This is a genomic window from Pseudoflavitalea rhizosphaerae, assembly GCF_003991355.1.
Lineage (GTDB): Bacteria > Bacteroidota > Bacteroidia > Chitinophagales > Chitinophagaceae > Pseudobacter > Pseudobacter rhizosphaerae.
Window position 1 is genome coordinate 146956 of the sequence record NZ_RCSU01000001.1, and the last position, 19225, is coordinate 166180.

Sequence of the window (19225 nt, forward strand, 5' to 3'; positions counted from 1 at the left end):
TTAGCGAATTATAAACAGAAATTGTCCGGCATTTGGCAGATTTCTGCAAAAATTGGTAATATTGGTTTAATGAAAGTCCTCCAATTTACAGTTCCGATTGTCCAAAAAGGCTCTCTGGCGGTACAGGAAGACATACTTCCCTACTTTTACAATTATTATCACCGCCACGCCGAAGCCCAGATCACGCTGATCATCAAGGGCGAAGGCACTTTCATTGCCGGAAATTACACACAGCCATTCAAACCAGGTGAAGTTTATCTGCTTGGCGCCAATCAACCTCATATCTTCAAGGCCGACGCACATTATTTCGAAAACCAGCAGGAAAATAATATACATGCCATACATGTTTATTTCGACCAGGACTCGCTCCTCAAAGGCATCCTGAACCTGCAGGAGTTGGATGGGATCAGGAAATTCCTGCTCAATGCCGGTAATGGCTATCAGTTACCGGAACAATATTGCGGCATGGCTTCGCTCATGATCAAGAGGATCAATACTACGGACAGGGCAGAAAGATTGTTCGAATTTTTCAGGCTCCTGCAATTTTTTGCCAATGAAGTGAAAGACTGGAAATCCCTGTCGAATGGATTCTCCAAATATTCATTTACAGATAGTGAGGGCCTGCGCATGAACGATATCTATCAGTATACCGTAGAGCATTATGCGGAAAACATATCCCTGAAGAAAGTTTCTGAAGTAGCCCATATCACTCCGCATGCTTTTTGCAAGTACTTCAAGAAACATACAAGGAAAACCTATATGAGTTTCCTGAACGAGATCCGCATCAATGAAGCCTGTAAAAGGATCATCAACGGCGATTTCGATTCCATCTCTTCTATCGCCTATTCCATCGGCTTCAACAATACCATTACATTCAACAGGGTATTCAAGAAAGTAACTGGTATGACGCCTTCAAACTATATCTCCGGTTATAAACGGAAATAGCAACTTACCTGAGCATTTCATTGATATCGCCATAACTCAGCGTTCCAGCATTATAAGAGAAAGTCCCGTTTTGTTTTATTTCCTCTGCTGCCTTGTAGAAACCGCTATAGGCGGCCCTTACAAGAGATGAACCCAGACTCACTCTTTTTACACCGAAGGATGCCAGCTCTTCCAGCGTGAATCGGGTGATGCCCAGTCCGATTACAATATTCACAGGTTTGGGAGCTACTGCTTTCACTACTGTTTCAATTTCTTCGCGGGTAGAAAGCCCCGGAGCAAAAAGCACATCCGCACCTGCTTCAGCATAAGCAACGAGACGTTTCACCGTATCTTTCAGATCTGGCCTGCCATAGATCAGGTTTTCAGCCCTCGCGGTCAGAGTGAATTCAAAGGGAAGATCACGGGCTGCATTCACGGCAGCGCGTACGCGCTCCACCGCCAGTTCAAAGGGGTAGATCGGATCACCGGGCCGGCCTGTGGCATCTTCGATGGAACCACCGGCAAGCCCAAGCACAGCTCCTTCCAGGATGGTCTTTGCACAATCCTCCGGCTCATCGCCATATCCATTTTCCAGGTCTGCAGAAACGGGCAGATGCGTAGCAGCAATGATCTCCGCTACATTCTCGAAGGTTTCGCCTTTGGTTAGAGCTCCTTCCCCATCCGGTTTTCCCCTGGCAAATGCCAGTCCTGCACTGGTGGTGGCGATAGCTTCAAAACCAATGCCTGTCAATATTCTGGCCGAACCTGCATCCCAGGCATTAGGGATAACGAATATGCCTGAACGCTGATGCAGTTTCTTCAGCGCTTCTCCTTTCTGCAATTGCGAAACTGTTTGCATATTATTCCTTATTGATTAAAAATGCATCCTGAAGTTAACAAGCATTGGGATGACGATGGAAAAAATATTAAATTTGTTTTATCCGCTTTCCAATTTTGTTTTGTATGACGAAGACAGACAGCCCGATACATATTGTTATGGCAGATGATGATGCAGAGGATCTTGAGCTGCTGCAGACAGCTATTCATTCCATCGAACCGGAGGTACAATTACACCTGTTCAACAATGGGATTACCGCTTTAGAATATTTGATGGGGAGTGATACAATACCAATGCCTTCCCTGATCATTTTCGATTACAATATGCCTCAGAAGAATGGCGCACAGTTGCTGCTTTCGCTGAATGAAGATGCACGCTATTCCAGTACACCCAAAATAATCCTCAGTACTTCCAATGCGCCATTGCACATCGAGGAATGTTTGAATAACGGCGCTACCGATTACCTGATCAAGCCCTTCCACCTCCAGGAATGTTATGAACTGGCGCGGAAGCTATTGCGGTTATGCAGGGCCTGATCCACCAGGGGAAAGTATATTCTGAAACTGGCCCCCTCTCCCGGTATACCATCGGCTTCTATGGCCCCATTATGGTTCTGCATGATCCTTTTGCAGATAGCCAGCCCGATCCCAGATCCCCTTATCGAAGCAGCAGGAATCAATCGCTGGAAGATCTCGAAGATCTTCTGAGAATATTCCGGATCGAAACCAACTCCATTGTCCTTCACCGTTAGTTCCAGGTAATCTTTGGAAACATCAGGCAATTGACTCAGTGCTGTTCCTTTTACTAACCGGTAATTTATATCGATCTCCACTTCCCTGTCAGGATGTTTGTACTTGATGGCATTGTCGATCAGGTTGTAAAAAAGTTGTTTTAACTGAAAGGAAACGCCGGCAATTTTCGGAAGATCATTCCTGCGAATCACAAGGCCGTTCATTTTCGGATCTTCCTTGTAACCTGTTTCGATCTCATCGATGATCTGCTGCAGGTCTGCAACTGATTCCTGGTTGGTTTTGGCAGTTGCCCTGGAATAAGCCAGCAGGTCTTCGATCAATTTGTTCATCCTGCTGGCGGCCTTGATGGAACGGTCCAGGAATATCCTGGATTGATCATCGAGTGTATTTTCATTATTTTCCGCAATGTAACTATTGTACAAATGGATCTTCCGCAATGGCTCCCGCATATCGTGCGATGCCGCGTACACGAATTGCTCCAACTCGCGATTCTGGAATTCCAGTTGCTGAAGATATTCTTTCACACGGTCTTCAGTCAGTTTCCTTTCTGTAAGATCGCGGGTGACTTTTGAAAAACCGATGGTCTTGCCTGCTTCATCATGCAATGCAGTGAGCACGATACTTCCCCAGAACGCACTTCCATCTTTTCTTTTACGCCATCCTTCATGGATTGCTTTTCCATTTGTTCTTGCATTCTCCAGCAGGCTCAATGGCAATCCCCCATTCCTGTCAGCTTCGAGATAAAATTCCTGGAAACTTTTTCCTATTATTTCATGGTCGCGATAACCTTTGATCTTTTCCGCTCCTTTATTCCAGTTACGGATGATGCCATTGGCATCCAGCAGGATGATGGCATAGTCCTCCACTTCTTCGATCATCTTATGGTACATTTCCTCCATCTCGGTGAGCTCGGAAGCTTTTGCGCGGAGCAGTTGCAGTTCAGATTCCTTCAAATCGGATGTATCCAGGAAAACATTCACCGCTCCCATCAATTGTCCATTATCATCAAAGATCGGATTGACATTTACTGTAGCATGGAACTTAGTTCCATCAGGCCTTTCCACGATCGCCTGAACATTCCTGAACGACTGTCCGCTTTGGAGTGCAATGGCCATTGGTGTCTGGTGCGGGTGGACATACGCACCATCCACGAAAACTTTACAGCAGGCGCAATACCTTAATGTTTCATCGGCTATGCCTGGTGTATAACCCCAAAGATTCACAGCGGCTTCATTGAAAAAAGTGATCCGCCCTTCCACATTACAGGTATACACTGCAACGGGTAATGCATTCAGGATCGATTTGCCGGCGGATGAGATCGGAAGCAGGGATGAGAAGGGAAGCTCCCAGTTTTGCATTCACGTCTATTTTGTTTAAAGTTAGGTAATTATTGTTGCCGAATTTGTAAACATCATTTTGTGTAAATCAAAAAGCAGCCCGGGCGGAGACTGCTTTATCAGGAATCGATCAGTTTGTAGAATTCATTCCACAAGGGGGCTTCCGGTTGCGGAGATTGTATCGCCCAACCAGATCCATTCACCGGAAGTCTGACCAGTCACTTTGATCTCATATTGTTTGATTGTTCTGCGCTGTAATTTCTCTCCATAATGAATTTCCACTTTTGCCTCATCGGCAATTCCTGGCAGTTTGGGCAAATTAGTATACACACCCTTCTTGTACAATTCAAGTTCTCACATGACCTTTACCCATATTGAATAATCCGCTTCAGGAAATTGAAAGCTGAGAACTCATCTGTTCACCTGATCATCCACTCCGGAATCAAAGAAGACGCCTGGATAAGGATCACCGATATTTCAGGACGCATCATCGCCGCAGAAAAAGTAAAACTGGAAAAGGGAACAAATAGGGTGAGGATACCTGCATCCATCATAAATGGTAATGTGTACATCGCTACGATGAACATGAATGGTCAGACACAAACGGTAAAATTCCTGAAGAAATAGAATAAAATCGCTTCAAATCGGCACTGAAAAGGCCTTCCCAATTCTTTGGGAGGGCCTTGCCATTTGTACAGTATTATCTTTTTTATTTTTCTATTTTTGTTCCTCACATAATCAATTCATTTCAATTCAAGGTATTCAGATGCAAGAACAACTGACAGATTTGATCCAAAGCCTCAATGCCAATGCAATTCCTTTCAAAGAAGTGATCGGCTTCATTGAAGCCCGCTACAAACACCAGCCTGCTGCCTTCAAAAACGGCGAAGCTTATAATGAAGCAACGCAGAACCAGGGCAGTGCAAAAGTTTTCTCCTTTGCTCAACTGAACAACCTGAGCAAAGAAGACACCTTGTTATTATTTGCGGAACATTATCAGTCTGTGCTGAATACGCCCGATGGAACGGACCACCAGAACATCAGGCAGTTCATGAAACATGGATGGGAAGGGATCGCTTTTGAAGGGCCGGCCCTTTCAGCTAAATAATGCATCTTCAAATTCTTGTTCAGTGAAATCACTTAGCTGATTGACAACCCATTTACCAGAAAACGAGAGAGCATTACTGATGCTGGTTGCCGAAGGTGATGAAACCGCCTTCAGCCAGATATTCCATGACTATTATCCCCGCCTCCTCCATTTCCTCAAACGCTTCGATCAAAACCCTGACCAGGTGGATGAAGCTGTTCAGGAAACTTTTATCAAAGTATGGCTCTCGCGCGACCAGCTCCCGCAGATCGAAAATTTCCGCGCCTGGATCTTTACCATCGCATCGAGAGAAGCCATTGCACTGATCCGGAAAAACCTGCTGAAAGAAAGAACAAGCCAGACATTTTCCATGAACCAGTCCGGCCTCGACCTGGAAACCCCGGCTGAGCTTACACATGCAGGGGAAGTAAAACGCCTTGTGGCTGAGGCCATAGCAGAAATGCCGCCCGCCAGGCGCCGTATTTTCCTGATGAGCCGCGAAGAAGGATTAAAGCCCGCAGAGATCGCATCCCGCCTGAATCTTTCGGTCAGCACGGTTAAAAACTCATTGGTTACGGCTTTGCAGGATATCCGTCAGTTCCTGCAGGAACAAGGCCATATTTTTCTTCCACTATTTTTTATTGATTTTTTCTTCAATGCAATAGTACGTTCCGGCACACCACTCTTCTATTAATATACAAAGCGATCAAATGGCCATGAAAGCAACCGCCAAAGATCTTATAGCCAAATATTGCAACGGCACCCTCACAGATGAGGAAAAGCTGCAGCTACTTCGAATAACCGATAACGTTAGTGATGAAGCAATGCAGGAACTTTTCCGTGAAATGACTGAAGAGCCTGTAAGCCCTGTTGACAGCAACCGCCTCAGGCTTTCCCTGGAAAAAGTACTGGCAGTTGATAAGGACCTGGCCCTGCCGGAATCCCGGTCAGACCTTGCACGTACCCGCAGGATATGGGGATTGGGAACAGCCTGGGTCCGTTATGCCGCAGCCATTGTTTTGATAGCAGGTGCAGCCATATACCTTTGGTCAGGGAAAGACAGATCACCAGCGAAGGAAACAGTGATTGCACAACCGGTGAAAGATATCGCGCCCGGTGGACAGAAAGCCGTACTCACATTGGCTGATGGAACTGCCATTACATTAGACAGTAGCAACAATGGTCAACTGGCCATTCAACAGGGCAGCCAGATTCAGAACAGTAACGGACAGGTGATCTATGCTCCGTCAAATAATAAACAAGCCGCCCCGGCATTCAATACATTGCGTACACCCAGAGGCGGAACTTACCGGCTCACACTGTCTGACGGCACTACAGTATGGTTGAATGCCGCAAGCTCTATCAGTTATCCTGTAACGTTCTCGGGCAGGGAAAGATTAGTGGAAATGTCAGGAGAAGTTTATTTCGATATTGCCCCGCATGCAAAGATGCCATTCAAGGTAAAGATCAACGATAAGAACATTGTGGAAGTGCTGGGCACACAGTTTAACGTGAAAGCTTATGCGGAGGATGAGGTTGTTAATACTACCCTCATGCAGGGTGCCGTTCGCGTTACCGGCAACGGACAACAGGTAACATTGAAGCCCGGACAACAAGCGCAGGCTTTCGCTCAGCAATTGTCTGTAAAAAAACTGGATCAGAAAGGCCTTGCACAGGCCATCGCCTGGAAAGAAGGACGATTCAATTTCCAGGATGTAAATCTGCAGGAGATCATGCGACAGCTGGCACGCTGGTACGACCTGGAAGTAGTGTATGAGAATGGAGTGCCCAACCTGGATTTCATTGGTGAAATAGAAAGATCACTGCCCCTTTCCGAAGTACTGAAAGGCTTGAAAATGTCCGGCGTTAATTTCCGGCTGGATGGAAAACGCCTGATAATATTTCCTTAAAGAACCTCTTCCTCTATAGGATCAACGATGCACCAGGACCGGTCATTGCTGTATCACGGTTGGCGCCGGCCGTGATCGGAATAGCTATTGCTCATTTTTTCAACCAAAACTGTCTTTTAATGATTGCTCAATCAAAACCTGTAGCATTGCAATGGAAAGCCGTATGGCTTGCTGCACTGCTACTGGTAACCAACCTGGGTCTGAATGCCCAGACTTCCGGGCCGCAGATCACTTATACGGGTAAAGATGTACCACTTGTAACCGTTTTCCAGGTTATCAGGGAACAAACAGGATACAGTGTATTTGCAGGCAAGGACCTGCTGAAGCATACCCAGCCCGTTACCTGTGCAGTACGCGATATCTCGCTGACAGCATTTCTCAACCTCATACTGCGAAACCAGCAACTCTCTTATGAGATCAGCAACAAAACGATCTTTCTAAAAGTCCGTCCTGCTACGCCTTCAAGCGAAAAATCAGGAGACACGGGCTCGCTCGATGGCACTGTGAAAAATGAAGCAGGGATTCCCGTAAACAGGGCTACAATCATACTCGAACCACTACAAAAAGGTTCGGTAACGAATGAGCAGGGTGAATACAGGTTCACGGGCCTGCCTGAAGGATTCTATACAGTAAAGATTTCCTGCATTGGTTACCGGGCAGAAGAGAAAAAAATATTCATCAGCAAAGGCTCCACCTTACATACAGATTTTGTATTGAGCGAAGCATCCAGCCAGCTACAGGAAATTGTTGTGAATAGCGGCTATCAGACATTTTCAGTAAAACGAAGCGCAGGGGCCTATGCCAAACCCGATATGCAAACGCTGCGCAACAGAACTACTTCCATGAATATCCTGCAACGGCTGGATGGCCTGGTCCCCGGACTCACGGTAAATAATGCTCCTTCTGCTTCAGCCACGCCGGTGCTGATCCGCGGCCTTACTTCCATCAACAGCAATAAGTCGCCGCTGGTAGTGGTAGATGGTGTGCCGCTGGACAATATCAATTCCCTCAATCCGCAGGACGTTGAAGATATTACTGTTTTGAAAGATGCCTCTGCAGCATCGATCTGGGGTGCAAGAGCCGCCAACGGTGTGATTGTGATCACAACACGCAAAGGTGGCAGGAACGAAAAGCTGGCCATCGAATACGACGGGTTCGTGAATTTCCAGGGACGGCCCGACCTGGATTACTATCCTGTTCTCAGCAGCCGGCAGTTCATGCAGGCCGCTACAGAGATCTTCAGGCCCGATCTCTATCCCTGGTCTAACGTCAGCGCATATACGGGATTAGGGTCTACAGGCGTGCCGCCACATAACGTTATCCTCTACAACCGCCACAGGGGGCTAATTTCAGAAGCACAGGCAGCCGCCAGTCTCGACAGTCTGGCATCCATCAATAACCTCAGCCAGATCCGCGAGATCTGGTACCGTCCTGCCCTGCTCACCAATCAAACCCTCTCTGTACGAGCAGGCGGAAAGTCTTACGGCATCTATGGCTCACTCGCCTACACCGGCACACAAAGCAACAGACCCGGTGAAACGAACAACGCATACAAGATCAATATCAGGCAGGACTATAACGTGAACAAACACCTGGACCTGTACCTCATCACAGACCTTACCAAAATAAATACCAGCGCACACAGGAATATCGAAGTGGATAATCGCGCCCTGCCTTACCAGTTGTTCAGGGATGCAGCAGGCAACCCGCTTTCCATTCCCTATGTAAAGCAGCTTTCGGATTCAACAAGAAAAGCCTTCGAAGAAAAAAGCGGTATCAATCTTGATTACAATCCACTCAGGGAATACGATTACGGCTATACCAAAAGCGATCAGATGATTGCAAGGGTCACCGGTGGACTAACGCTGAGATTGATAGAAGGGTTATCTTTCTCCGGCGTATATGGACTTTTCCGGACATCAGAAAGAACGCGTTCCTTCGACGATAGCCGCAGCTATCTCGTCCGCAATGAAGCCGTACAGTTTACAGTGCCTTCAGCCACACCCGGGCAAAAGCCCGTATACTATCTTCCCGTGGAAGGAGGAAGGTATGCGCTCAGTAATGCTACACAAAACAACTGGACAGTTCGAAATCAACTGGCCTATGAACGGTCATGGAACAACAAACAGCACCAGCTTTCGCTGCTCGCAGGTCAGGAAGCCCAGGAGCAGCTCATAGAAAACAGCCAGTCCCTGACAAGAGGATATAACGAACTGTTGCAAACCTACCCTGCTATCGATTATGCAACACTGTCTACTACCGGTGTGGCCAAACCGGTAATGCCCAACAATGGCACCAGGAGTTTACTCTCCGCAGCACAGCCTTTCGGCGAAACAGAAACAAGGATCCGTTTTCTTTCTTATTTCGGCAACCTGGGTTATACATACAACCGGCGCTACACAGTCACCGGCAGTATTCGTATCGATCAATCCAACCTGTTCGGCAAAGACCGCTCTTCACAGAACAAACCGGTTTGGAGCGTTGGCGTCCGCTGGGAGCTGGGTGAAGAACCATTTATGGAACAAGGAATTTTCAACCAGCTTTCTGTAAGAACTTCGTATGGCCTTACAGGTAATTCCCCTATTCCCGGAACCGCTGCCTCCTATGATATCCTGGCCGCTCAGTCCGGCAATGCCCTGCCCGGTAATACCGGGCTTACCATCAGTACGCCCGCCAATTCAGCGCTCACCTGGGAAAGCTCACGCACACTGAATATTGGTATCGGCTTCGGTACTCTCGCTGGTAACAGGCTTAGCGGCTCCGTTGATTTTTACAGCAAACAAACAGACAACCTGATTGGCCGCATGGAAGTGAATCCCCTCTCTGGTTATAGTACCGTAACAGGCAACTTCGGAAATATGCGCAATACCGGTATCGAGATTGCCCTGCGATCAGTGAATATGGAATCAGGTAAGTTCCGCTGGATCAGTCAACTGGTACTTGCCTACAATCAAAATAAGATCACCAGGCTCAACCAGCCTGCCGCCATCGCCACAGGGACGCAGAAAGCAAGCAGCATCTATCTTGCAGGCCAACCGGCCTTTGCCATTTTTGCTTATGATTTTGCAGGACTCAACAACGAGGGTGACCCGCAGATCAGGCTGGCATCAGGCAAACTCACCACAGAAAGGAATGCAGCCCTGCCGGAAGATATAATGTATATAGGCACCTACCAACCTGTATGGAACGGCGGGTTGACCAATATCCTTACATTCGGTGATCTTGAACTAGCCGCCAACATCGTCTACAATTTCGGCAACGTAATGCGACGCGATGTGAATGACTTTTACGCCGGCAACGGATTGATACCACTCACCGCCAACAATGCCATGCAAAGCGGTGATCTCCGCTTCCGCAGCGGCAATGTGCATGCTGAATTTGCCAACAGATGGATGCAGCCGGGTGATGAACTGAAAACGAATGTGCCCTCCTGGATCCCCGTGAACAGTGTGAACACCAGCAGGCGGGACACGCGATATTATACGCAAGGGGACATCAACGTAGTAAGCGCCGCTTTCATCAAGCTGCGCGACATATCCCTTTCCTACAACCTTCCCCGCACGCTGATATCCCGCGCCAGATTGAACGGCGTAAGGTTTCGCCTTCAATTCTCGAACCTGATGTTATGGAAAGCCAATCAATATGGGATCGATCCTGAATTCCAGGACGCAGCAGGTGGCAGCATTGCCGGAGAAAGGGCCGGAGGTATCCGTTACATGCGCAGCAATCAGGGTACTGTAACCGCCGGCGTGAACATCCGTTTTTGATAAACCGATTTCTGTAAAAACGAAATAAAGGACATGAAAAATTATATCGCACCGGTTTTCCTGTTACTGATAGCCGGCATATCCTGCAATAAAGATTTCCTGGAAGTGCTGCCGAAAGGCAAAGTGATTGCAGTGAACTATAAGGATTACGAACTGATGCTGAACAATACCAACCTGCAGAACACAGGCACAGATGCACAATTGTTATTGGGTGATGAAGTAACTGCCGAAGAACCCTATTACAGCGGTCTAACCCTGCGCGAGCAACGCCTGTTCAGCTGGAGCGCGCAGGTGTACCAGCCTGATGAGGAAGGCCCGGAAACAAATGGTCCTCTTTCCGCCATCTATACTTACAACAAGATCATCCGGGAAGTGATGGATGCCCCGGACGGAACAGCCGAACAGAAAAAAATGGTACTGGCGGAAGCGCTTGCAGGCAGGGCCTGGACCTATTTCCTGCTGATCAACTATTACGGTAAGCCATACCTGAAATCCACAGCTGCCAGCGATCCCGGCTTCCCTATCATTTCAACAGCGGATATCACTGTGAACCATTTTACACGCGCCACTGTGCAGGAAGTGTATGATCTCATCACCACCGATCTTCAAAAAGCGATACCGGACCTGTCGCCAACAGTTTTCCATCGCCTCCGCATGAGCAGGCCCGCCGCTCAGGCGCTGCTGGGAAAAGTGTATGTTTTCATGCAACGATTCGATGAAGCATTACCCCTGCTGGAATCTGCCATGCAGGGACTCGCCACGGCACAGGCGCCTGTTCGATTGTATAATTACAACGAGACTTTTGCACCCGATGGAATTTTTATGCCACTCAGTATATTCGGCCCCAATTATCCTGTTACCAGCAATAACGAGGAAGTGATGTACCTGCGCCAGTTCTCGAATTTCCATACCCTGTTCAACACATTACAGGTGAACAGCGCAACCATGGAACTATACGAACCGTCCGATTTACGATTGCTGCTTTACGCCAAAGAGCCCTTTCCCACCGGCGCTGCATTTCAGGCAGGAGCGCACAGAAGAACAGCGCCAGGCATCGTTCCCTTTGGAGTTGGCGTACCTGAGCTCTACCTGTTACTGGCGGAATGCCAGGCGCGTCTGAATGATCTTGATGGCGCACAAACCACATTGAAAGCCCTCCGCTCCAACCGCATGCCACCAACCGATGCAGCCCTACCCGGCGCTGTAGCAGGTAATCGGCAACTGTTACTGGAATTTGTATTGGAGGAGCGATTGAGGGAATTTGCCGGGCTTGGGTATCGTTGGTTCGATATGCGAAGACTTTCTGTGGATCCATTGTTCCCTACTCACGCATATACACATACGCTTCGTCTTCCGGATGGGAACTTCACTGAATACAACCTGGACCCTAAGCGCTTTGTGCTGAGGATACCACCGAAAATATTGCTGGCCAATCCGGGAATGGAAGACAATCCATGATAATCCGTGCATGGCCCAATCGTCTCATACAAAAAACTTACCTGAAGTATAAAAGATTACAACATGATTAGGATCAAACTCTCATTACTTGCTCTGCTTTGCAGTTTTACATTATTAGTGAATGCACAACAGGAAAACAAACTGATGGCGCAAATGAAGCAACTGAACAGTGAACGTGACCCGGAAAAAAGTGTGGCGCTCATGAAAAAGATCATTGCAGATAATAAGCTTCACAAGGAAAGGGACGCTTCCACCATGAATATGCTGAATGGTACAGTGGCGCTCAATTTTCTCCGCAATCAACAATACAAGGAATTTGAAAAGTACATCGGTAAGATCAATAGCAAGTTTGACCAGACTTCCTATATGAACATGGGTGCGGACATTCTTCTGCGTGAGAAGATCGATCCCGTGAAGGCAGAGCAATTATCAAAGCAAACCCTCGATCTCTATTTTTCCTATAAGGATGATCCCAAAGCAAAGCCAAAGGATATGCCTGAAGCCGACTGGAAACGTTTCATGGATTTCGCACAGTATCCCTATTACGACACTTATGCCGCCGCGCTGACCGCCAACGGTAAATTCAAAGAAGCCTTATCATTCCAGGAGAAAGCTTTCAATGGACCTGTGGAGGAAGGTTTCGGTAATTCCATTGAGCGATATACGTTATTACTGGCTAAGAATGGTCAGGAAGATAAGGCTTATCAAATATTGGAGATGATGGCTAAAACCGGCAAATCAAGCGCAGCCATGAACGCCCAACTGAAAGCACTCTATGATAGAAAACATGGCAATACCAAAGACTTCGGGGAATATTTTGGTAAACTGCAGGAAAGCGTTCAGGCATCACTGAAAGAAACACTTCAACCTAAAATGAAGGATACAATTGCGCCAGCCTTTACATTATTTGACTTGAATGGAAAAAAAGTATCCCTTTCTGATTTCCGCGGCAAAGTGGTAGTGTTGGATTTCTGGGCTACCTGGTGCATGCCCTGTATCGCCTCATTCCCGGGGATGCAAAAAATGGTGCAGCAGCATCCTGAAGTGGTATTCCTGTTCATCGCCACACAGGAAAAAGAAGCAGGCGCACTGGAAAGAGTGAAAGCATTCATGGAAAAGAACAAGTATCCCTTCCGGGTACTGATGGACAAACCGGAAGCGGGAGTTTACAAAGTTGTTGCACAATATAAGGTGAAAGGCATACCTGCCAAGATGGTGATAGATGGAAAGGGCAGGCTGCGTTTTGTGAGCACAGGCTTCTCCTCTGATTCAGAACTGATCAATGAGTTGGAAGCGATGATAGAACTGGCGAAGGAACAATCCTGAAGACAAAAAGGAATTGATAACCCGCTTGCATAAACGAAAAAAGGAGACCTGGCTGGTCTCCTTTTTTGTGGAGCTGGCGGGACTCGAACCCGCGTCCAAACATATCCTCCAAAAGCTTTCTACATGCTTATCCGATTATTATTTGTCGGGAACAGGCAGGGAAACGGCAAACCAATCTGTTCCTTAGTTGCGATAGTCTTAAGCTGCAGTCACAACACCCTGCAGCAGCAACCTGTTTTGGTTTGTTAGTCGGCGGCGGGGCGTGGTAACAGGTCAACCTGCCCGGTTCCGGAGAACCCCTTGCGGACGCGGCCCTAATGACTACTTAATCACTGATTAAGCGGCCATGGCATACTGAGTATTGCCATATAAAAGTTTGAATATTCAGATTTACGTGCTAATTATCCAACGCACGACATGCTTACACTTTCAAAGATCTACGCTGTCGAAACCAGTACAGCCCCTGAAAAAGAACAGGCTCTGTGTTATACAGAGCCTGCAAATTTAATGCTATTTAGGGCTCCTGCCAAATCTGCAGAAACTATCCTTTTCCTGTGATCGTTCTCCAGATATCCAGGCCGAACGCATAGGCCATCAAAGCCAGCAGCAGCACCATGCCCACCATCTGCGCATACTCCAGGAATTTCTCGCCGGGCTTTCTGCCGGTGATCATTTCATAGAGGGTGAACATCACGTGACCGCCATCCAGCGCAGGGATCGGCAGGATATTCATGAAGGCCAGCACCATGCTCAACAGGGCTGTCATGGTCCAGAACCTTTCCCAATCCCACTGATCGGCAAACATATTGCCGATGCTGATGAAGCTGCCGAGCGATTCACTCGCTTTCACTTCATCGGAAGTGAAGAGCAGTTTGAAATTCTTCACATTCATGCTCAGTGTTTCCCAGCCCTTACGGATTCCGGCGGGGATAGAAGCGAAGAAACCATATTTCTGATCATAGGCGCCTGCCTGTTTGTAAATATCGGTATTGAAACCAACGGAAGCGTTGCTGTCTGTTTTCGCACGCACTTCAACGGTGTCGGCTCCACGAAGAACGGTCATGCTGATCTCCTGGTTCTTCAGTTCTTTTTTGGATTTGAGGAACTCATCGAAGTAAGTAACAGCTGATCCGTTCAGGGCAATGATCTTATCGCCTTTCACCAGGCTGTCCTGCGTGAAGTTGGTCACTGCTCTCACAACGGTGTCCACTATGGGATATACCCTGGGTTCAACCAGTTGTGCCTTGCGTTTGATCAGGCTATTGATGGTTCCTTTTGGAACAGGGATATCCATTTTCTGGCCATCACGCTCCACCTGCAAAACCTGTGCTTCATCGAGGATCACATCTTTGGTGAGGGAGAAGAAATCGTCAACAGGCCGGCCATCGATGCTGAGAATCCTGTCGCCACTCTTCAGTCCTGCATTCTCACTGATCACATTGGTGGCAATGCCATGCGGCAGATTGGCCATGGGCAATTTTCTTTCACCCCAAACAAACAGGATCATCGCAAAAAGCAGGAAGCCGAGGATCACGTTCACGGTAACACCGCCGATCATGATGATCAGTCGCTGCCAGGCTGGTTTACTGCGGAACTCCCAGGGCTGCGGCTCTTTTTTCATCTGTTCTTTGTCCATGCTCTCGTCTATCATACCGGAGATCTTCACATAACCACCAAGCGGCAGCCAGCCGATCCCGTAAACGGTATCACCTATTTTCTTTTTAACGATGGAAAAGTAAGGATCGAAGAAGAGGTAGAATTTTTCAACTCTGCACTTAAACCATTTGGCCGGAAGAAAATGGCCCATCTCGTGAAGCACTACCAGGATGGACAAACACAATAGTAACTGTACCGCCTTAATGCCTACTACTGCCCAATCGATTGCTAACAATGTTATCATATAAATCAGAATCCTGTTGTAAAATTTTTAAGTGAATAATTCCAGGTTTTCAATGTACGATTAAAAATGCTGAAATCATTACATATCAGTGTTCCGGTGCTGCCGTTGAGATAAATTGCCAATTTCTTAACGGAGATCAAAAACACCCGCCGCCCGGCTGATGGCCTGAAAATCAAAGTTTAATTGCCGAAGCCGCGAAATTACGGGCCTCCGCATCACTCTCAAAATATTCTTCCAGTGTGGGATGCTCAATGAATGGGATCGCCTCCATGGTTTTCTCTATCAGGTCCGTCATGTCCAGGAAGCCGATCCTGTTGCGCAGGAAGGCATATACCGCAATTTCATTGGCCGCATTCAGCACACAGGGAAGATTACCACCTTTGAAGAGGGCGTCTGTGGCCAGTGTGAGATTGCGGAATGTTTTCACATCGGGCTCTTCGAAGTTCAGTTGTGAAGGTTTGCGGAAATCATATCTGGGGAAATCATTCGGGATCCTTTGCGGGAATGCCATCGCATACTGGATGGGCAGTTTCATATCGGGCAGACCCATCTGCGCTTTGACGCTGCCATCTTCGAACATCACCATACTATGGATGATGCTCTGCGGATGCACCAGCACTTCTATCTGCTCAGGCTTCAGGTTGAACAGCCATTTGGCTTCGATCATTTCCAGCCCCTTGTTCATGAGCGTAGCGGAGTCGATAGTGATCTTCGCTCCCATATTCCAGTTAGGATGTTGCAAAGCATGATCGCGCTTCACATTCACCAGGTAATTCGGTTTCTTCCCGAGGAAGGGGCCGCCGGAAGCTGTGAGTACTATCTTCTCGATGCGGTTGCGTGTTTCGCCTACCAGGCATTGAAAGATGGCGGAATGCTCGGAGTCTACCGGTATCACGGGCGCGCGGTACTCCACGGCTTTCTGCATCACGATATCCCCTGCCACTACCAGTGTTTCTTTATTGGCGAGCGCAATCGCCTTGCCGATCTCCAAAGCTTTGAGGGTTGGCCGAAGGCCGGCAAATCCAACGATGGCGGCCAGCATCATATCATAACAATCCATCGCCGCCACTTCTTCCAGCGCCTGTTCACCTGCAAATACTTTCACGTCCGTGGAAGCCAGTGCCGCTTTCACTTTGGCATATTTCTTATCGTCGCCGATAACAACAATATTAGGCTGGAACTGTAATGCCTGCCTGATCAGCAATTCATCATTGCTGTGCGCAGTCAGAACCTCGGCAGTGAACTTGTCGGGATTGGCCGCAATCACTTCCAAAGCCTGTGTTCCGATAGAACCTGTGGATCCAAATAATGCAATACGTTTCTGAGGAAAACTGTTTGGCATGTCTTAAATAGAATTGGTCAATCGTCTGATGAAAATTCAATCGCTTACTCAATGAACTGCTCGAGTGCAGTTGCGATCTTACGGTCGTTGCTTAAACGGGGCACTTTGTTCTGTCCTCCCAGCTTCCCGATGGATTTCATGTAATCTATGAAACCATTTTTCTTCACAGAACGGATATGAAGCGGTAACAGTATATTACCTGTGATCAGATCGTTGTAATAAATATTCTTCTGACGAAGATAATTGTCAACCCTGTTGGCGAAGCCACTCAGGTCAGCCGGCGCATTCTCGAATTCAATGAACCATTCATGATAGCTCTTCCCTTTGCCCTGCTGAACAAATGGCGCCACGGTGAATTCTGTGATATGTACTCCTGCCTCTTCCGCAGCCTTGATGAGACTGTATTCCACTTCTTCACCGATCACATGCTCACCGAAAGCGGAGATGAAATGCTTTGTCCTCCCGGTAACCACCAACCGATAAGGATTGGTAGACACAAACTTCACGGTATCCCCGATATTATAACCCCAGAGCCCTGCATTGCTGTTCACGATCAGGGCATAGTTCTCTCCCACTTTCACATCCTTCAGGCTGAGCCTGGTTGGATTGGGTGAGAAGATCTCTCCTGCCGGAACAAATTCAAAGAAGATGCCACTGTTGGTATTGAGCAATAATCCTTCTGCGTTCTGGCTGTCCTGGAATGCAAAGAACCCTTCAGATGCAGGAAATGTTTCCACTGCTGCGATCTTTTGCCCGATGCTCTCGAACAATTTCTGGCGGTAAGGCTCAAAATTCACGCCACCATGCACCATCACTGAGAAATTGGGAAAGATATCTTTGATTTTTTTACCATCGCTGCGTTCCATCAGCCGGTCGAAATACATTTGCATCCACGGTGGAATGCCGCTGATGAGCGTCATATCCTGTTTGATGGTCTCTTCCACAATTTTGTCCAGTTTGGTTTCCCAGTCTTCTACACAATTGGTTTCGTAGGAAGGCAGCTGGTTGCGGCGGAGATAACTGGGCACGTGATGGTTCACGATGCCGCTGAGCCTTCCGGTGGGGATGCCTCCCAGTCTTTCCAGTTCGGGAGAACCGGAGAGGAAGATCATTTTCCCGTTGGTGAACTGGCTGTTACCGCTCTCTGCGATGTAGCAGAGCAGGGCATTACGCGCCGAGTTGATATGATTGGAGATCGATTCTTTGGAGATGGGGATATATTTCACTCCGCTGGTAGTGCCGGAAGTTTTGGCAAGATAGATGGGCTTGCCTTTCCAGAGCACATTGTGTTTGCCTTCCTTGATCTTTTCGATATAAGGTTTGAACTGTTCGTAATCACGGATGGGGACGGCCTGGATGAACTCTTCGTATACGGAAACCTGTTGCAGGTTATGGTCTTTGCCGAATTCGGTCAGTTTAACCGTTTTGAGAAGTTCTTTGAAGATATTCTCCTGATCTTCCACTGCCGTGTGCATTCCCTTCCTGATACCTTTATATATGTAGTGGGCAAATGGTTTTGCCAGTAAAGATTTGATCTGCATAAGTCCCAATCAACGTTAAAAAACAAACCTACGTCAATTCATTAAATGAAACAAAGGTTTACGGGTCGAGTTTACATGATTTGAAAACCAGGGTGATGAAGATGCAACTTTGTGAGACTGAACAACATCTTTGTAATACGATCTGAATGGATCGTCCCTTTTTATTCCCACCCTGGACCGGCTACAAAACTATACTGAAACGGGCCTGATAATCAGCATATTGCGTTTATGACGACGATCAGGCCCGTAATATTTGAAAAAAACTATCTCTAAATCCTTCACAATCTGTTACAAAACCCTACCTTTGCACTCCTAATTTTTGGAAACCTATGTTCGCAGTTGTTAAAATCGCAGGCCAGCAATTCAAGGTTCAGAAGGACCAGACTTTATATGTTCCGCGCGTAAGTGGAAACTCCGGAGACAATGTGTCTTTCGCTGAAGTATTGCTGACAGATTCCGATGGAAATGTATCCGTGGGCGGTAATGTAAAGGCTACCGTAAAAGCCGAGATCCTGGAGCAAGTACAGGGAGATAAGGTGATTGCCTTCAAAATGAAAAGAAGGAAAGGCTTCCGCAAGAAGCATGGTCACCGCACTCAGTATACCAAGATCAAAGTAACTGAAATCGCATAAGCCAACGGTGATTATCACACGGAGTTGTTCATGCAATACATGAGCATGCCTTGTGATGAACCTGAAGCTCCTGACAATCCAGATTTAAAAATTCTCAAACTCTTTTATCATGGCACATAAAAAAGGGGAAGGTAGCGTAAAGAACGGTCGTGACTCACAAAGCAAACGCCTTGGCGTTAAGATCTTCGGTGGTCAACCTGCTATCTCCGGTAACATCATCGTTCGTCAACGCGGTACTCAATACCATCCTGGAAAAAATGTTGGTGTTGGTAAAGACTTCACGCTCTTCGCACTTAGTGATGGCGTTGTAGAATTCAGAAAGACGAAGGAAGATAAGACTGTAGTGAGCGTTGTAGCGATGTCTTAGGACATGCCATAGCGCTTTTTTGTCATTTTTTGTGAAATTTTTTT

General features: G+C 47.3%; 17 protein-coding genes and 1 other RNA gene. 11 read left to right on the forward strand and 7 right to left on the reverse strand.

The window, feature by feature from the left end:
* Positions 1-69 precede the first annotated feature (69 nt).
* Complete coding sequence (locus tag D9Y29_RS00595) at positions 70-945, forward strand: AraC family transcriptional regulator (protein WP_127124498.1); 876 nt, start codon at positions 70-72, stop codon at positions 943-945.
* Positions 946-949: 4 nt separating this feature from the next.
* On the opposite strand, the gene D9Y29_RS00600 is transcribed toward D9Y29_RS00595, so the two are convergent.
* Complete coding sequence (locus tag D9Y29_RS00600; RefSeq protein ID WP_127124499.1) at positions 950-1783, reverse strand: isocitrate lyase/PEP mutase family protein; 834 nt, start codon at positions 1781-1783, stop codon at positions 950-952.
* 104 nt (positions 1784-1887) lie between these two features.
* Between D9Y29_RS00600 and D9Y29_RS00605 the strand changes: the two genes are divergently transcribed.
* Positions 1888-2298 (forward strand): response regulator, encoded by a 411-nt coding sequence (locus D9Y29_RS00605; protein WP_127124500.1) that lies wholly within the window; start codon positions 1888-1890, stop codon positions 2296-2298.
* Here D9Y29_RS00605 and D9Y29_RS00610 read toward each other — a convergent pair.
* Positions 2256-3872, reverse strand: coding sequence for a PAS domain-containing sensor histidine kinase (locus D9Y29_RS00610; protein WP_127124501.1), 1617 nt, complete (start codon positions 3870-3872; stop codon positions 2256-2258). The two genes, D9Y29_RS00605 and D9Y29_RS00610, sit on opposite strands and share 43 nt — an antisense overlap.
* Before the next feature lie 123 nt (positions 3873-3995).
* Positions 3996-4181: a hypothetical protein gene (locus tag D9Y29_RS00615; RefSeq protein ID WP_127124502.1), complete on the reverse strand. Its 186-nt coding sequence runs from the start codon at positions 4179-4181 to the stop codon at positions 3996-3998.
* 66 nt (positions 4182-4247) lie between these two features.
* On the opposite strand from D9Y29_RS00615, the gene D9Y29_RS00620 reads away from it, so the two are divergent.
* The 7 genes from D9Y29_RS00620 (at position 4248) to D9Y29_RS00650 (ending at position 13399) form a co-directional block, all read left to right on the forward strand.
* A complete protein-coding gene (locus D9Y29_RS00620) occupies positions 4248-4478 on the forward strand; it encodes a T9SS type A sorting domain-containing protein (protein ID WP_164735187.1) in 231 nt (76 codons plus the stop codon).
* 139 nt (positions 4479-4617) lie between these two features.
* Positions 4618-4959 (forward strand): HopJ type III effector protein, encoded by a 342-nt coding sequence (locus D9Y29_RS00625; protein WP_127124504.1) that lies wholly within the window; start codon positions 4618-4620, stop codon positions 4957-4959.
* A gap of 79 nt (positions 4960-5038) precedes the next feature.
* The gene (locus D9Y29_RS00630; RefSeq protein ID WP_164735188.1) at positions 5039-5632 is read left to right on the forward strand and encodes an RNA polymerase sigma factor; all 594 of its coding nucleotides are present in this window, start codon (positions 5039-5041) and stop codon (positions 5630-5632) included.
* A 16-nt stretch (positions 5633-5648) separates the two neighbouring features.
* A complete protein-coding gene (locus tag D9Y29_RS00635) occupies positions 5649-6848 on the forward strand; it encodes a FecR family protein (RefSeq protein WP_127124506.1) in 1200 nt (399 codons plus the stop codon).
* A 119-nt stretch (positions 6849-6967) separates the two neighbouring features.
* Entirely contained in the window at positions 6968-10615 is a 3648-nt protein-coding gene (locus tag D9Y29_RS00640) for a SusC/RagA family TonB-linked outer membrane protein (protein WP_127124507.1), read from the forward strand.
* 33 nt (positions 10616-10648) lie between these two features.
* On the forward strand, positions 10649-12073 hold the full coding sequence (locus D9Y29_RS00645; RefSeq protein ID WP_127124508.1) for a RagB/SusD family nutrient uptake outer membrane protein: 1425 nt from the start codon (positions 10649-10651) through the stop codon (positions 12071-12073).
* 63 nt (positions 12074-12136) lie between these two features.
* Entirely contained in the window at positions 12137-13399 is a 1263-nt protein-coding gene (locus D9Y29_RS00650; RefSeq protein ID WP_127124509.1) for a TlpA family protein disulfide reductase, read from the forward strand.
* Between the two features lie 65 nt (positions 13400-13464).
* On the opposite strand, the gene ssrA is transcribed toward D9Y29_RS00650, so the two are convergent.
* The 4 genes from ssrA to D9Y29_RS00670 all read right to left on the reverse strand — a co-directional run bounded on the left by ssrA (position 13465) and on the right by D9Y29_RS00670 (position 18182).
* Positions 13465-13863: a transfer-messenger RNA gene (ssrA, locus tag D9Y29_RS00655) on the reverse strand.
* Between the two features lie 77 nt (positions 13864-13940).
* The gene (gene rseP / locus D9Y29_RS00660) at positions 13941-15299 is read right to left on the reverse strand and encodes an RIP metalloprotease RseP (RefSeq protein ID WP_127124510.1); all 1359 of its coding nucleotides are present in this window, start codon (positions 15297-15299) and stop codon (positions 13941-13943) included.
* A gap of 172 nt (positions 15300-15471) precedes the next feature.
* The gene (locus D9Y29_RS00665; RefSeq protein ID WP_127124511.1) at positions 15472-16641 is read right to left on the reverse strand and encodes a 1-deoxy-D-xylulose-5-phosphate reductoisomerase; all 1170 of its coding nucleotides are present in this window, start codon (positions 16639-16641) and stop codon (positions 15472-15474) included.
* A 44-nt stretch (positions 16642-16685) separates the two neighbouring features.
* A complete protein-coding gene (locus D9Y29_RS00670) occupies positions 16686-18182 on the reverse strand; it encodes a GH3 auxin-responsive promoter family protein (RefSeq protein WP_127124512.1) in 1497 nt (498 codons plus the stop codon).
* A 329-nt stretch (positions 18183-18511) separates the two neighbouring features.
* On the opposite strand from D9Y29_RS00670, the gene rplU reads away from it, so the two are divergent.
* Complete coding sequence (gene rplU, locus D9Y29_RS00675; protein ID WP_127124513.1) at positions 18512-18814, forward strand: 50S ribosomal protein L21; 303 nt, start codon at positions 18512-18514, stop codon at positions 18812-18814.
* A 109-nt stretch (positions 18815-18923) separates the two neighbouring features.
* Positions 18924-19181 carry a 50S ribosomal protein L27 gene (gene rpmA / locus D9Y29_RS00680; protein ID WP_127124514.1) on the forward strand — a complete coding sequence of 86 codons (258 nt, stop codon included), beginning with the start codon at positions 18924-18926 and terminating at the stop codon, positions 19179-19181.
* Positions 19182-19225: the final 44 nt, after the last annotated feature.